Annotated in this window: 12 protein-coding genes and 2 pseudogenes; 8 read left to right on the top strand and 6 right to left on the bottom strand. The window is 75.0% G+C overall.

Annotated elements, in window-relative coordinates; genetic code table 11:
• The first annotated feature begins 205 nt into the window (after positions 1 to 205).
• The gene (locus WKH84_RS06000; protein WP_341855992.1) at positions 206 to 835 is read left to right on the top strand and encodes a stage II sporulation protein M; all 630 of its coding nucleotides are present in this window, start codon (positions 206 to 208) and stop codon (positions 833 to 835) included.
• A 289-nt stretch (positions 836 to 1,124) separates the two neighbouring features.
• Positions 1,125 to 1,670, top strand: coding sequence for a class I SAM-dependent methyltransferase (locus tag WKH84_RS05995; RefSeq protein ID WP_341855991.1), 546 nt, complete (start codon positions 1,125 to 1,127; stop codon positions 1,668 to 1,670).
• Between the two features lie 220 nt (positions 1,671 to 1,890).
• Here WKH84_RS05995 and WKH84_RS05990 read toward each other — a convergent pair whose 3' ends face one another.
• From WKH84_RS05990 to WKH84_RS05965, 6 genes and pseudogenes are all read right to left on the bottom strand, one after another.
• Complete coding sequence (locus WKH84_RS05990; protein ID WP_341855990.1) at positions 1,891 to 2,931, bottom strand: DUF58 domain-containing protein; 1,041 nt, start codon at positions 2,929 to 2,931, stop codon at positions 1,891 to 1,893.
• A 32-nt stretch (positions 2,932 to 2,963) separates the two neighbouring features.
• Complete coding sequence (locus WKH84_RS05985) at positions 2,964 to 3,191, bottom strand: hypothetical protein (protein ID WP_341855989.1); 228 nt, start codon at positions 3,189 to 3,191, stop codon at positions 2,964 to 2,966.
• A gap of 7 nt (positions 3,192 to 3,198) precedes the next feature.
• Positions 3,199 to 4,273: pseudogene (locus WKH84_RS05980) on the bottom strand (MoxR family ATPase).
• Positions 4,270 to 5,502, bottom strand: a complete 1,233-nt coding sequence (locus WKH84_RS05975; protein WP_341855988.1) for a DUF4350 domain-containing protein — start codon at positions 5,500 to 5,502, stop codon at positions 4,270 to 4,272. The pseudogene WKH84_RS05980 and the gene WKH84_RS05975 overlap by 4 nt, the downstream one beginning before the upstream one ends.
• Positions 5,499 to 6,155: a DUF4129 domain-containing protein gene (locus WKH84_RS05970; RefSeq protein WP_341855987.1), complete on the bottom strand. Its 657-nt coding sequence runs from the start codon at positions 6,153 to 6,155 to the stop codon at positions 5,499 to 5,501. Before WKH84_RS05970 ends, WKH84_RS05975 begins: the two co-directional genes overlap by 4 nt.
• Positions 6,152 to 7,318 (bottom strand): glycerophosphoryl diester phosphodiesterase membrane domain-containing protein, encoded by a 1,167-nt coding sequence (locus WKH84_RS05965; RefSeq protein ID WP_341855986.1) that lies wholly within the window; start codon positions 7,316 to 7,318, stop codon positions 6,152 to 6,154. The genes WKH84_RS05970 and WKH84_RS05965 overlap by 4 nt, the downstream gene beginning before the upstream one ends.
• A 251-nt stretch (positions 7,319 to 7,569) precedes the next feature.
• Here WKH84_RS05965 and mtrA point away from each other — a divergent pair, with 251 nt between their 5' ends.
• The 6 genes and pseudogenes from mtrA to WKH84_RS05935 all read left to right on the top strand — a co-directional run bounded on the left by mtrA (position 7,570) and on the right by WKH84_RS05935 (position 15,086).
• Positions 7,570 to 8,265: an MtrAB system response regulator MtrA gene (gene mtrA, locus WKH84_RS05960; RefSeq protein WP_341855985.1), complete on the top strand. Its 696-nt coding sequence runs from the start codon at positions 7,570 to 7,572 to the stop codon at positions 8,263 to 8,265.
• Positions 8,266 to 8,580: 315 nt separating this feature from the next.
• Complete coding sequence (locus WKH84_RS05955; protein WP_341855984.1) at positions 8,581 to 9,381, top strand: HAMP domain-containing protein; 801 nt, start codon at positions 8,581 to 8,583, stop codon at positions 9,379 to 9,381.
• The gene (locus WKH84_RS05950; protein WP_341855983.1) at positions 9,288 to 11,018 is read left to right on the top strand and encodes an ATP-binding protein; all 1,731 of its coding nucleotides are present in this window, start codon (positions 9,288 to 9,290) and stop codon (positions 11,016 to 11,018) included. The genes WKH84_RS05955 and WKH84_RS05950 overlap by 94 nt, the downstream gene beginning before the upstream one ends.
• Positions 10,910 to 12,823, top strand: coding sequence for an LpqB family beta-propeller domain-containing protein (locus WKH84_RS05945; RefSeq protein WP_341856790.1), 1,914 nt, complete (start codon positions 10,910 to 10,912; stop codon positions 12,821 to 12,823). Before WKH84_RS05950 ends, WKH84_RS05945 begins: the two co-directional genes overlap by 109 nt.
• Positions 12,824 to 13,007: 184 nt before the next feature.
• Positions 13,008 to 13,675 (top strand): annotated as a pseudogene (gene raiA, locus WKH84_RS05940) (ribosome-associated translation inhibitor RaiA).
• 157 nt (positions 13,676 to 13,832) lie between these two features.
• Positions 13,833 to 15,086 (top strand): crosslink repair DNA glycosylase YcaQ family protein, encoded by a 1,254-nt coding sequence (locus WKH84_RS05935; RefSeq protein WP_341855982.1) that lies wholly within the window; start codon positions 13,833 to 13,835, stop codon positions 15,084 to 15,086.
• Positions 15,087 to 15,190: the final 104 nt, after the last annotated feature.

Raw genomic sequence — 15,190 nt, 5'->3', positions numbered from 1 at the left:
CCCGCGCTGATCTCCCGGCTCTCCCTCCTGGTCCACCGCGCCCGGTCGCGGATCACCGGGGCGCGGGTCCCGCTGTGGAAGCACGCGCGCACCTTCTTCTGGGAGGACCTCCCCTCGGCGCTGTTCCAGGCCCGCTGGACGGTCGCGCTCGCGGCGTCGATCTTCCTGCTCTCCTCCCTCGTCTCCGGGCTGTACTTCGGCCTGGATGCGACCGCGCGCGAGCTCGTGGTGCCGGAGGCGCAGCGAGCGCGCCCTGGCGCAGCGGGATTTCGTCGCCTACTACTTCGAGGGCGAGGCCTCGGGCTTCGCCGCCCGGGTGTGGACGAACAATGCGTGGATCGCGGTGCAGTCCGTGGTGCTGGGGGTGACCGGGTTCTGGCCGGTCTACATCTTGCTGCAGAACGGGCTGAACGTCGGTCTGTCGGCGGGGGTGCTGGGCGCCTACGGGGGACTGGACACCTTCTTCGTGTTCATCCTCCCGCACGGCCTGCTGGAGATCACCGCGATCGTGGTCGGCGCCGGCGCAGGGTCGCGCACCTTCTGGGCCTGGGTGCGCCCCGGCCCGCCGCCGCGACTGTGGGCGCTCTCCCACGCCGCCCGCTCCCTGGTCACCGTCGCGATCGGGCTGGTGCCCGTGCCGCTGGTCGCCGGGTTCATCGAGGCCTTCGTGACGCCGAGCTCCCTGCCGCCGGCGCTCCGGATCGCGGTCGGCGCCGCGGCCTGGCTGGCGTTCCTCGCGTACATGCTCGTGCGGGGCCGCCAGGCGCATCGCGCCGGGATCACCGGCGACCTCTCCGAGGAGCTCGTCGGCTCCCGCGTCGCCACCGCCGCCTGAGCGCGGAGCCCGGTGATCGCCGCCTGAGGGCCGAGCCCTGTGACGGCGGCCAGGGCTGGTGGCCGAGCACCGACGGTGCGGCCTCGTGGCCGTGCGCCGCCCGCGCGGCCTGGTGGCCGTGCGCCCGTCACCGCCGCTCGGGCCTCGTGGCCGTGCGCGACGGGGCGAGACGGCACGTCCTCTAGTCTCGGGGGATGCAGCGGCGCGGCGCCGACCGTGACTTCGCGGCCTACAACGAGGCCCAGGACGGCCGGGCGGTGCGGCCTCTTGCAGTGCGCGCCGCGCGCTCGTGCTCGAGGAGCCCGGGCGCTCGCTTCGGACGGCGCCCGATGACCGGCTCGTCGCGGTCGAGCTCGGCAGCGGTGCCGGAATCGAGGCCCGCCATCTCGCCGACAGCGGCTTCCGCGTGCACACCTTCGACGCGGATGTCAGCGTCGAGGCCGGGATGGCCCGCATGGCACGGACGCTGGACATCACCCACACCACGACGGACCTCGCCGTCCCGTTCCCGATCCCTCCCGCGGACCTCGTGCTGTCCTGCGCGACGCTGTCCTTCGTGCCCCGGGCGGCGTTCCCGCGGCTGTGGGGAGCCGTTCGCTCTGCGCTGAGGCCGCACGGCGTCCTGGCGGTGGACCTCTTCGGCGACCGGGACGACTGGGCGGGGACGGACGGCACCTTCCTGACCAGAGCGGATCTCGAGGAGCCGCTCACCGGGCTCGAGGTGCTCGCGCTCGACGAGGAGGAGCACGACGGGCGCTCCTTCGCCGGACCCAAGCACTGGCACACCTACCGGCTGATCGTCCGCGAGCCGCGGGACATCGCCGGGACGGTCTGAGCGGCTCACCCCGCCCCGTCCCGTTCTCACACGGCGGCGGCATGGTCACGTAGTGGCGCTGGGCGTACCAGTACGACGATATAGACGTACCAGTACGCCCAGCGCCCGTGGCTGACCATCCTCCCGGTGACGGTGACGGTGACGGTGACGGTGACGGTGACGGTGACGGTGACGGTGACGGTGAGGGCGAAGTGGCCTCTGGAACGCGATCCCCGCCGGATCAGAGCCGGCCGGCGGCCTTGAGGGAGAGATACGCGTCGGCGAGAGCCTGCGGGGCCCGGTCCGGCGGGGCGTCCACCACATGGGCACCCACCCGCTCGAGCGCATGGGAGACCCCGGCGCGCTCGGAGCGGGCGCGCTCCGCGGCGGCGGCCCGGTAGACGGACTCGAGGTCCCTGCGACCGGCGGCGAGCTCCTCGAGCGCGGGATCGGCGACCGAGGCGAGCACCAGCGGATGGTCCTTGGCAAGGCGCGCCGCGACCGGCGGCAGCCCGGAGTGGAGCACCTGCGCCTCCACCGGGGTGATCAGCACGACGAGGGAGCCGCGGCGGGTGCGGGACTCGATCGCGGCCGCGGCGCGCTCCCAGTCCGTCTCCACCAGCGCCGGCTCCACGGCCGCGGTCGCGGCGACCATGTCGTGGAGCACCTTGGTGCGGGTGGAGCCGAGCACCGAGACGTGCGGGATCCGGTCCACGCACAGCAGGTCCACCCGGCCCCCGGCCTGCCCGGCCAGCGCCGTCAGCAGCGGCGCCGCGTCGAAGGCGGAATCCAGCCGCGTCGCCTCGCCGAGCCGTCCGGCGGAGGTGCGGGAGGTGTCCACCACGATCAGCACGTGACGGTCCCGCTCGGGCCGCCAGGTGCGCACCACGACGCCGCGCCGGCGCGCGGTCGCCCGCCAGTCGATCGAGCGGACGTCGTCGCCGTCCACGAAGTCGCGCAGGGAGTCGAACTCGGTGCCCTGTCCCCGCTGGTGGATCGCGGCGAGCCCCTCGATCTCCCGCGGCCGCTGCACGCGGGAGGGGAGGTGCTTGCGGGAGCCGAAGGGGTGCAGGGCCAGCATCCGTCCGGGCGCCGGGACGCGGGCGGCGCGGCGGGCGAGGCCCAGGGGGCCGAGCGAGCCGATCAGCAGCCGCCGGGAGCTGTGCTCGCCGCGTCTCGTGGGGGTGAAGGACTGGGCGATCGCGCGCCGCTCCTGGCCGGGCAGGTCGAGGCGGCTGTGCTGGGAGGCGAGGCCCGCGGTCGGGTTCCAGGCGTCGCGCACCTCGAGCCGTGCGCGGCGCGCGGTGGTGTTCGTCAGCGAGGCAGGCGCCCGGGGACGGTGCCGCCCAGACGCACCTGCGCCGGCGCCTCGCGACGCACCCGGATCCGCCGCGGGGCCGGGGCGGCCAGCGCATCGGCGAGGACCACGAGCGTCCACAGCGCGAACAGGATCAGGACCACCCACCACAGCGGCCACAGCACGATCACGGGCGGCGCGAGCAGGGCGGCCAGGGCCGCGCGCGGGGTGAACGAGATCCTCATGAGGCGCTCAGCGGGGGACCGGCACGGAGGCGAGGGTCGCGGCGAGCACGGCCTCGACCTGGGTGCCCTCCAGCTCGGCCTCGGTGGTCAGCCGCACGCGGTGCGAGAGCGTCGCCGGGGCCATGGCCTTCACATCGTCGGGGGTGATGAAGTCCCGGCCCGAGAGGTACGCCCAGGCGCGGGCGGTGCGCAGCGGCGCGATCGCGCCGCGCGGGGAGACGCCGAGGGTGAAGCTGGGGGAGCGGCGCGTCGCCCGGCACACGTCGACGATGTACTGCACGACGGGATCCTCCGCGGCGACGCGGGCGACGTCTCGCTGGGCGCGGTGCAGGGAGGGGACGTCCACGACGGCGCGCAGGCCCATGGCGGCGAGATCTGTGGTGTCGAAGCCGTCGGCGTGGCGGCGCAGGACGTCCACCTCGACCTCCCGCTCGGGCGGCGGCATCACGGCCTTGAGCAGGAAGCGGTCCAGTCGCGCCTCGGGCAGGGTGTAGGTGCCGTCGAACTCGATCGGATTCTGCGTGGCGACGACGAGGAACGGATCGGGCAGGGGGCGGCTCGCCCCGTCGATCGTCACCTGCCGCTCCTCCATCGCCTCCAGCGGCGCGGACTGCGTCTTCGGCGGCGTGCGGTTGATCTCGTCGGCCAGCGAAGCAGGTTGGTGAACACCGGACCCTCGCGGAAGACGAGGTCGCTGGTGGAGTTGTCGTAGACGAGGGAACCGGTGATGTCGCCGGGCATCATGTCCGGGGTGAACTGCACGCGGCGCATCCGCACGTCGAGCGCCTCCGCGAGCGAGCGCACGAGCAGGGTCTTCGCGACGCCCGGCACGCCCTCGAGCGCACGTGCCCGCGGCACAGCAGGGCGACGACGAGGCTGGTGATCGCCGCGTCCTGGCCGACGACGCCCTTGTGGATCTCGGCGGCGAGCCCCTGCGGCTGAGCACGGGTGTCGACGTCGACCACGGGGGCCGACGGGGCGGCGGGCGAGGCATCGGGGAGGTCGTCTCCCTGCGGGGCGGGTAAGGGCTGGGGCGCGCCGGCGCCGGGGGCGTCGGGACGCGGCGGGACGGGGTCGGTCATCGGTCGATCTCCTTCTCGAGACGGTCGAGGTCGTGGGCGAGGCGCACGAGGTCGCGGTCGGTGGTGACGGGGGCGGGGCCGAGGAGGGCGCGCAGGCTGCTCCGGGGACTCCTCGACGTGCGGGGCCAGCGCCGCCAGGAGCCCGTCGAGCGCGGACTCGTGGCGCGCCCGAGACGGTCGGCGAGCCGGCCCGCCGCGGCGGCGCGCAGGGAGGCGGCCGCCGCATCGCGGGCCGAGGCCTGCTGCAGGAGCCGTGCCCGGCCGAGCACCAGCTCCTGGGGGCGCACGGTCACCGGCGGCGGCTCGATCACCACGGGGCCGGGGCGTCGGCCGAGCGCGATCAGCGCCAGCACCGCGGCCAGCACGAGCCAGGCCGCGACCGGACCGATCCACCCGGGCAGATGGTCGACGAGCGACGGCGAGGAGGCCCCCTGGGGATCCGTCGCCGAGGGCACGTACCAGGTCAGCTCCTCGGAGGCGGACAGGGTGTTCAGCGCCAGCGCGGAGTTGTCGGCCCGGCCCACGCCGTCGTTGGTGAGCAGGTCGGGGTCGCCGAGCACGAGCACCCCGTCGGACTCGGCGACGAGCGCGCCGCCCTCCGCCTCGAAGCACGTCGAAGCCCCCGCGTCGGTCGCGGTGTACAGAGAGGCGGGCCCGTCCAGGGCGTCCTCCGCATCGGGCGACTCCAGCACGCGGGCGCCGTGGGACAGGTCGCCGCAGGCCGCGCCGGCCTCGACCCGCGTCTGCTCGCGAAGAGCACCGGTGGGGATGATGCCGGAGGTGAGATACGAGAGGGCGACGAAGTCGGGCCGGAGCACGATCAGCCGGCCCCCGCCCTCCTCGCGTGCCTCCGAGAGCATCGTGAGCCGCTCGCCGCTGAGGCTCTTCGGCGCGGTCAGCGGCACGGTCCCGCCCGCTCGGAGGTCCTCGGCGGCGTCGGCCGTGTGCCGCCTCGTCTCGACCTCGACGCCGAGGTCGCCGAGCACCTGGACAACGGCCTTCGCGCCCTGACCGGTGGGGGCGTCGGGCTCGAGCGGGCCGTCGCGGTACAGGCCCCGCGCCACGGAGACGAGGACCGCGGCGATCACCGCGAGGACGACGGCGGCGACGAGCCAGGGGCGTCGCCGCTCCTGTACGGCGCCACGGGGAGCGCCCGCTCCCGGCGGGGCGGCGTCCGTCCCCGCCGCGCCGCGGGCCGCGGCGGGCTCGGTCGGTACGAGGGCGCTCATACGGGGGTCCCCGTCCCGGCCTGCTCGAGCGCGGAGAGGTCGGGGGACGTCTCGGCGATGTACTCGGCCAGGCGCGGCATGTCCTCGGCCGGCTTCACCCCGACGCTCCGCACCGAGTAGGCGGCCGTGTCGAAGGCGTCCGCCCCTCGCTGGAGCCGGCCCCGCAGGTCGGGGAAGGTGAGCGCCGCACGGGTCGCGGCCTCGTGGGCGGTCATGCCGGTCGCGACGTCCAGCAGGGTGCGCTCCTCGAGGTCGCGCACGAGCGCGCGCGGCGCGAGCACGGTCCCGTCGTCGGTGCGTCCCGCGTCGATCGCGTCGCGGGCGGCGCCGCGCGCTCTCCTCCCCGCTGAGCACCGGCTCGGCGTCGAGCGCCGCGTCGACGGCGAGGGCGGGGCGCGCGGCGCAGCAGGCCGGTGCGCCGCGGCACCAGCACCACGACCGCGGCGAGCACCAGCGCCAGCGAGCACCGCGATCACGGTCTGCGCGGCCGAGGACCCGTCGACGCCGTCGACCATGTGCGCCAGCCAGTCCTCGATCGCGCCGAGCGACCAGGCGACGAAGCCGGGGGAGTCGTCGTACTCGTCCTTCGCGAGCTCCTCGAGGATCCGCTCGCGCGCCTCGTCGGGGCCGAGCCGCGGTGCGGCCGGGATCATCGGGCCCCGTCCGCCGCCCAGGCGTCACGGGCCCGGCGGGTGAGCTCCACGTCCCAGGCCTCGTCGCGCATCCGCACATCGGCGTACAGCGCGGTGTACCCGGCGGAGAGGAACGGAGCCAGCAGGAAGGTCGCCAGATACGTGCCGAGCATCGAGAGGATGGTCAGCAGAGCAACGCCCAGCACCACCGCCTCCCCGGCGCTGACCAGAAGGATCGCAAAGTATGCGATGGCGGCGACCATGCCGAACACCCCGGAGACGGTGTACGTGACGACCCCGTACAGCACGTACAGCGGCACCGCGATGCCGAGCACCCGCCACAGGCGCCTGCCGCGGGTGAGCGCGAAGCCGCGGCGGATCGCGCCGAGCACGCCCGTGTCCTCGAGGACCAGCGCCGGGATCGCCAGCACGGTCCGCGCCCACAGCCACAGCATCGCCAGCAGGCCCACGATCGTGCCGAGCAGGATAGGGAGGATCGTCAGCCAGCCCGGCTCCTGCACGATCAGGATCGGCGCCAGCCCGAGCGCGAAGGGCACGGTGAACAGGATCGTCGACATCAGCGCGATGAGCAGGCTGACGCCGAGGGCGGGCAGGCCCCGGCGCCGCATCGTCGCCCACATCTCGGAGGTCGGGAGCGGCGTGCCGGTCGCCTCGCCGAGCGCGAGGGGGGTCAGGGCGACCGTGACCAGGGAGGCCGCGACCATCGTGACGAGGCCCGTGATCACGCTGGTGACCACGGTCAGGACGATGTCGCCGACGGTGCCGGTGAAGGGGACCTCGCTCGAGCCGGTGGGATCCTGCATCGCGGCCTGCATGTCGCCGATCATCGGCATCATCCCCGCCCCGGTGGACAGGGTGATGAGCACGAAGGCGACGCCGTACACCGCGGCGGAGACGCCGAGCACCGCACGGGTGCGCAGGCGATAGATACGCACGGCCGCGCCGAGGATCTCGCCGAGCCCCAGCGGCCGCGGCGGGAACAGCGGCACGGACTGCACCAGCTCGCGCCGCGGCGCGCCCGTCGGGGCCGGACCTCCCGGCCCCGCGGGACCGTCGGGCGCGGAGGGGGTCGGTCGCCCCCAGCCGCCGGGGCCGCCGGAGCCTCCCGGGCCTGTCGGCTCGCTCGGGACCTCCGCCCCGGGGGCGGTCCACGGACTGCTCATCGGTGCTCCTCCATCCTCTGGTGCTCGTCCCCGTGGCGGCCCGGGTCGAGCAGGGTCGCTGGGGCCGACCCTACGGAAGGGTGGCCCCGCCGCCGATACGACGAACGTCGACACCCCGGCGTCTTCCGGCGACCGGGCGTCACGGGAGGGGGCGTCGTGGGGCGGGGCGCGGTGCTCGGGGCGCCCGCGAGGTCGCCGCCCGGACACCCCGGCGGCCGGGCTCCCCGGCGTCGGCCCCGTCCGGTGGCACAATGACCCCCATGACGACGCCTTCACGGATCCTCGTGGTCGACGACGATCAGGCGATCGCCGAGATGGTCGGGATCGTCCTGCGCGGCAAGGGCTTCGAGGTCGCGACCTCGCCCGACGGCGCCTCCGCCCTGGAGGCGTTCCCGCGCCTGCGCCCCGACCTCGTGCCGCTGGACCTCATGCTCCCCGGGATGGACGGCATCGAGGTGTGCCGCCGGATCCGCCGCGAGTCGGGGGTCCCGATCATCATGCTCACCGCCCGCACCGACACCGCCGACGTGGTCGAGGGGCTCGAGGCGGGCGCCGACGACTATCTCACCAAGCCCTTCGAGCCCGAGGAGCTGGTGGCGCGGATCAAGGCGCGGGTGCGCCGCGTCGAGCCGCCCACCACCGAGGAGCTGACCATCGGCGACCTCTCGATCGACGTCGACGGCCACGAGGTGCGCCGGGACGGGGAGCTGATCTCCCTCACCCCGCTCGAGTTCGACCTCCTCACCCAGCTGGCCCGCAAGCCCTGGCAGGTCTTCACCCGTGACGTCTTGCTGCGCGACGTGTGGGGATACCGCCACAGCGCCGACACGCGCCTGGTCAACGTGCACGTGCGGCGGCCGCGCTCGAAGGTCGAGCAGGACCCGGAGAACCCTTCGATCGTGGTGACCGTGCGCGGGGTCGGCTACCGTGCGGGGAGCGGGTCCTGAGCGTGCCCGCGCCGCGGTGAGCGCTCCGGAGGGGGCCCGGCCCCCGGCGCCCCGGCGCGACCGTCTCCGGCAGGCCGCGGACCCGCGCAACTGGTCCCTCGCGCTGCGGGTCGTGCTGGTCACCACGCTGCTGTCGACGCTGGCGCCGCTGGCCGTCGGCGCCTATCTCTCCACCGTCATCGCTGACGGGCTCTACGAGCGACGCCGCGACCGGGTCCTCGAGGAGACGGTCGAGGTGCGCGACGAGCTGGGGAGTCCCTCGCCCAGCTCTCCGGCGCGACCAGCACCCAGCAGCAGGATGCGGTCAGCGCGTTCGTGCAGTCCACGGGCGGGCAGGGAGGCGGTGACCGCCGCGAGGTCGCGCTCGTGCCGGTGGAGACGACGGGGACCGTCTTCCCGGTCGCCTCCTCCGACCGGACCCTCTTCGACGAGGTCGACGACGAGTTCGCGGCCGCCGTCGCCGCGCGACCCGATGCCGTCTCCTGGCGCTCGATCGGGAGGGAGGACGAGACCGGGCGGACCGCGCCCGCGGCGCTCGTCGGCACCCGGGTGGTGGTGCCCGGCGCGGGCTCCTACGACCTCTACCTCATCTACTCCCTCCAGGAGGAGCAGGAGACCCTCGCCTTCGTCCAGCGGGTGATCCTCGGCGGCGGGCTCGTGCTGCTGAGCCTCATCCTCGGCATCGCGATCGTCATCGCGCGCATGGTCACCACTCCGCTCAAGCGCGCCGCCCGCGCCGCAGAGCGGATGGCCGCCGGGGACCTCACCAGCCGTGTCGAGGTCGCGGGCGCCGATGAGCTCGCGCGGGTGGGCGTGTCCTTCAACGACATGGCCCGCGACCTCGAGCAGAAGGTCGACGACCTCACCGAGCTCTCCCGGGTCCAGCAGCGGTTCGTCTCCGACGTCTCCCATGAGCCGCGCACCCCGCTGACCACGATCCGGATGGCCTCCTCGGTGCTCGACTCGCGCCGGGAGGAGCCGCCGGGGAGCCGCAGCGCACCACCGAGCCGCTGGCCGCGCAGGTGCGGCGCTTCGAGGTGCCGCTGGCGGACCTGCTGGAGATCTCCCGCTTCGACGCCGGGGCGGCGGAGCTCGAGGCCCTGCGGGAGGATATGAACGCCCTGGTCACGCAGGCGGTCGAGGACGTGCGTCCGCTCGCCGGGGCGCGCGGGCGCCTGCTGGACGTGCGGCTCGGCGAGGGATCGACCACCGCGGTCGTCGACGCGCGCCGGGTGGACCGGATCCTGCGCAACCTGCTCACCAACGCGATCGAGCACGGGGCCGGTGCGCCGGTGCTGGTCCAGACCGCGGGCGACGAGGACGCCGTCGCGGTGGTGGTGCAGGACTTCGGCCACGGGATCTCCCCGGAGGACGCCCGGCGCGTCTTCGACCGGTTCTGGCGCGCGGACCCCTCCCGCGCCCGCACCCTCGGCGGGACGGGGCTGGGGCTGTCGATCTCCGTCTCCGACGCGAACCTGCACGGCGGATGGGCGCAGGCCTGGGGTCAGGAGGGCGAGGGCGCGGTCTTCCGCCTCACGCTCCCGCGCCGCCCCGGCACCGAGCTGGTCCGCTCCCCGCGCGGCTCGAGCGGCCCTTCGACCGTGCCCTCGCCGACGCCGCCGTCTCCCCGACGCCGACCGGGGAGATCCGCATCGGCCCCGACCTGCTGCCCGATCTCGACAGCCCCGACCTCGACCACCCCGTCACGGAGGACCCCGCAGGTGGGGCGACGGGCGAAGAGTCCTCCGCCGAGGAGTCCGAGATCGAGGACGCCCCGGCCGCGGAGAACGAGGGAGGAGCACGATGAGCCCCGACCGCCGCACCGTCCTGCACGCCCTCGGCGCCGCCGCCCTGCTGGGCCTCGGCGCGGGGTGCGCCCGCATCCCCGTCGACTCCGGGATCGACAGCCGCACCCTCTCCGGCGGCTCCCGTCCCGGAGCGCCCTACGTGCGCGCACTGCCCCCGGCCGACGACGCGACCGCGCAGGAGGTGCTCGCGGGATTCGTCCAGGCCGGCGTCGGCTCGGAGGACGACTTCGCGGTCGCCCGCGCCTATCTCACCGAGGAGGCGAGCGCGAGCTGGGACCCGGAGGCCCGGATCACGATCTACTCCGGCGACCAGGAGCCGCAGGTGCGGGAGGAGAGCGAGGGACGCCTGGTGCTCGGGCTCCAGGCCGTCGCCGTGGTGGACGCCCGCGGGGTCCGCGGCGCGCGCTCGCCGGCCCCACTCCGCAGGAGCTCGCCGTCGCGGTGGAGGAGGTCGAGGGGCAGTGGCGCCTCAGCGAGGTGCCCGACGGGATCTTCCTCTCCGAGGCGGCCTTCGAGACCCTCTACTCCCCGGCGCGGCTGTACTTCCTCGACGCACGGGAGCGACACCTCGTGCCCGACCACCGCTGGTCGCCGCGCGCCGCGGCGCCGCGGCGGTGCTCGAAGGCCTCGTCGCAGGACCGGCGGGCTTCCTCGAGGGGGCGGTGGGCGACCAGATCCCCCGCGGCGCCGGCATCCCGGACGCCGAGGTGGAGAGCGGCGCCGACGGCACCGCCCAGGTCGAGGTGCCTCCGGCGATCACGGGCCTCGCCGAGGAATCACGACGTCTGGCCCTGTCCCAGCTGGAGTCCTCGCTGCGCTCGCTGCGCGGCCTCTCCGTGGTGCGGCTCGTGCAGAACGGGAGGGAGCTGTCGCTCGAGGAGGACGGCCGCGTGGAGCGGGCGCTGCCGGGGCACCGCCCGATCGCCGCCGGCGCCACCGGCGTGATCTCCCTGGCCGATCCCAGCAGTGCGGACCCGCCGCCGCGGCTCGTCCCGGACCTCGCCCCTCTCGAGATCGCCAGCCCGGCGATCGCCCAGGACGGCGTGCTCGCCGCCGCCCGCGACCTCGACGGGGCGCAATTGCTGATCGCCTCGACCGACGGCTCGGTCCCGCTGCGCGAGGCCGCGACCGGCACCGGCTTCGTCCCGCCCCGGATCGACGGCGCCGGATGGGTGTGGAGCTCCGTCGGCTCGAGCGCGGGCGCGCCGCTGGCCCTGTCCGGACGGGGCGCCGAGCACGACGCGAAAGTCGATGCGCCCTGGCTCGCGGAGCGCGAGGTGCGCGCCCTGGACGTCGCCCCGGACGACACCCGGATGCTGGTGCTCTCCGACGAGGCGGGGGACGGCAGGCTCGAGCTGTGCGCCGTGGTGAGGGATGCCGAGGGCACCCCCTCCGCCCTCACCGAGCCGATCCTGGTGCGCACCTTCCTCGCCGACGTGCGGCAGGTCAGCTGGTACGACGAGGGCACCGTCGCGGTGCTCGGGACCGATCCCGGCGACGGTCAGCCGCGCGCCCAGTCTGCTCGACCTCTCCGGCGACATCGAGCCGCCGCCGTCCCCGCCCTCGGACACCGTCCGGCTCACGGGCTCCGTGGTGGCCGAGACGGTCTGGGCCGCCGACGCGGAGGGGAACCTGCGACGCACCGACGGCGAGGGCTGGCGCAACGTCGAGGTGACCGGACGCGACCCCGGTTTCTACTGAGCCCGGCCGCGACCCTGCTCCTGTTCTCAACCCCCGCCCGCGGAGGCGGAGCCGCCCGTCCGGTCGCCGAGCCGCTGCGCTCGCCGTGCCTGGCGACGCCGTCGACCGTTCCTCCCCAGCGCGTCCGCGTCCACCGCGCGACGCCGTCGCTGGTGCGACCCCGGCCCTTCGGCTGGGATCGGGCCATGCACAGCCGAGCACCACAGCGCGCCACCCATCGGGCGCGGCCGGCCCCGGAGACGGGGCGCGGCGAGCGAGCGCTCGCCCTGCTCGCGGAGATCGCGGCGCAGACCTGCTCCCTCGTCGCACCGCGCAGCTGCCCCTGCGGCCAGGACGGCACCCGGCTCTGCCCCGACTGCGCGGCATTGCTGAGGGCCTCGCCGCCGCGGGTCGACGCCTGCTGCGATGCGGCGCAGGTGCTCAGCGCCGCGCGGATCCGCGAGCAGCGGCATGACGGTCGGCTCCTCCCCGCGGGAGTCGACCACAGCGCGCTCGCTGCCCGTGCTCGCGCTCGGCGAGTACGGAGGCGCCCTGCAGCGACTCGTGCTGGCCTGGAAGAACGGCGGGATCTTGCACCTGTGCGGGGCCCTCGCCGAAGGCCTCGTCCCCGCGGTGCGGAGCCTCGCCGAACATGTGGGGACCGCCGAGCCGCTCCTCGTCCCGGTGCCCTCCCGCCCCGCGGCCCGGCTGCGCGACGCGGGGAGGACCACACCGGGGAGCTCGTGCGCGCGCTGGACCGAGAGGGCGCCGGGTGCGGGTCGCTCCTGCGCGCCGCCCCGACCACCGCACAGGAGGGACGGGGCGCACGGGCGAGACGGTCGCGCAGGATCCGCCTGGATCCGGCGCAGGCGCGACGCGCCCGCGCCCTGGACCGGCCCGTGATCATCGTCGACGACGTCGTCACGACCGGGTCCAGGCCGCGCGGCATGCACGAAGCGCTCGACGCAGAGGGGATCGAGGTGCTCGGCGCCGTCGTGATCGCCTCCGCACGGATGCCCGACGCCGCCGCCGGGGTCCCCGGATCGGACGAAGCGGACAACCCCGGATGAGCACAGACGCACGGAGGGGAACCTCGGGATGGATGGCCAGGAAACACCGAGGGAAACGTGGCATGCTTGGTGTTCCTCGCCACACATGGGCGAGCAGTCCTCGATCAGGAGGTGCGCACCCCGACCAAGAGCCATCGCGGCCGGGCTCCGAGCGGCCGCACCCGGACAGGAGGAGAAACCACTCATGGAGATCAATGTCGTCGGACGTCACATGGACGTCCCGGATCGTTTCCGCCGTCATCTCACCGAGAAGCTCGACAAGGTCACCCAGTTCGCTCCCGCGGCGCGCGCGTCGACGTGGAGGTCTCGCAGGAGAAGAACCCCCGTCAGGCCGAGCTCAGCGACCGGGTCGAGCTCACCGTGCACGAGAACGGCGCGGTGATCCGCTCCGAGGCCCGTGCCGACGACCTCTACGGCGCGCTCGACATCGCCTACGGCAAGCTCCTCGAACGACTCCGTCGCGCCCGTGACCGGCGCAAGGACCATCGCCGCGGACGCGACCGCGCCCACCAGGAGACCGGCGCGAGTCTGCGCACCATGCCCGCGGACCAGGAGATGCCCGAGTCGCTGCGACCGGCCGATGAACCGGCCGCCGAGAGCACCGAGGCCCCCGAGCCCGGCGAGACCCGCGAGGCCGACCTGGCCGAGGCCGGCGACCCCGTGATCATCCGCGAGAAGAAGCACACCGCCAAGCCCATGAGCGTCGACGACGCGCTCTACCACATGGAGCTCGTCGGCCACGACTTCTTCCTGTTCGTCGACGCCGAGTCCGGCAACCCCAAGGTGGTCTACCGCCGCAAGGGCTGGAGCTACGGCGTGATCGAGCTCGACGGGGAGCAGACTGCGTCCTGATCCGGGACCTGCTCCAGAGGGCGGGAGGGCATCGGGAGATGTCCTCCCGCCCGTCCGTCCGCCCGGGACACCACCCGCCGCCCTCGGGGCGATGCGGGGGCTGGCGGGTGCGGCGCGGCCGAGGACCGCATCGGGGGCACGGGGGACGGAGCGCGCCGTGGCCGATGCGCTGAGCTGGAGCGCGGCCCGCCGCATCGCGCCGCGCGCCCAGGGGATGGGCGGGGCGCGCCGGACGACGATGCCGCAGGTCGCGGCGAGCCGGCGTGCCCTCGTCCGCACCCTCGAGCGCACGCACCTGCTGCAGATCGACTCCGTGAGCGTCTTCGCCCGCGCCCATCACCTGCCCGTCTTCACCCGCACCGGGATCTGGGACCCCGCGGTCCTCGACCGCGCCTCCCGGCCCGGCCGCTCCCGCCTGGTCCGCGAGACCCTCGCCCACGAGGCCGCGTTCACGACCGAGGAGGTGCACTCCCTGCTGGACTTCCGTCGCCGCGCCACCTCCGAGAGGGACTGGGGTGTGATCCGCGAGATCGCCACCACCTCCCCGCACCTGTTCCCCCAGGTCCGCGAGGCGCTGGCCGAGATCGGCCCCGCGAGCGCGGCGGCCCTCTCCCGCCACCTCGGCGACACCGAGCGGGGCGAGGGTTGGGGATGGCGGCGCACCCGCGCCCAGTGGGCCGTGGAGTACCTCTTCCGCAGCGGGGAGCTGGACTGCGTCGGCCGCAACTCCCAGTTCGAGCGGCTCTACACGCCGGCGCCCCCGCGCGAGGAGCCGCCCGTCCCCGAGGCGGAGGCGGTCGCCCGCCTGACGGCTCTCGCCACGCGCTCGCTCGGGGTCTCCGACCCGGGCGCGATCGCCGACTACTTCCGCCTCCGGATCGGCCAGGTGCGGCCCGCGATCGACGAGATGCTCGCGCGCGGCGAGCTGACCGAGGTCGAGGTCGCCCACCCCGCAGGGGCCCGCACCATGCTCCTCCACCGCGACGCGCCCGGCCCGAGCCCGCTGCGCACGACCGCCCTGGTCAGCCCCTTCGATCCGATCGTCTTCCACCGGCCGCGGCTCGAGCGGCTCTTCGACGTCGAGTACCGCATCGGCATCTACACCCCCGCCCCGCGCCGCACCACCGGCTACTACTCCCTGCTCCTCCTGCTCGGGGACGTGATCCCGGCGCGCACCGACCTGCGCGCGGACCGCGAGCGCGGGGTGCTGGAGGTGCGCGGCGTCTTTGCCGAACCGCTCCCGCACCTGCCCGCCAGGCGGCGGCCCGGCACGGACCGCGTCGTCGCCGCGCTCGCCGAGGAGCTGGACCGGGCCGCGCGCTGGCGGGGCCTCGACGCCGTCGAGGTGCGCACCGGGGAGGGGACGGGGGAGCTCTCGCGCCCCCTCGCCGCCGGGATCGCGGCGAGCTGAACCCGCCGCGCGGAGCGGTGCAGGTCCCGCGCCGCGGCCCGCCCGACGCCGCCCGGGTGCGTGAGGAGGCCCGCAGGTGCTCTCCTCCACGGGCGACGACGCTT

The organism is Brachybacterium sp. GPGPB12 (assembly GCF_038396325.1).
Classification (GTDB): Bacteria; Actinomycetota; Actinomycetes; order Actinomycetales; family Dermabacteraceae; genus Brachybacterium; species Brachybacterium conglomeratum.
The sequence above is the reverse complement of the archived record's forward strand: the minus strand, read 5'-3'. Positions and strand labels throughout refer to the sequence as shown.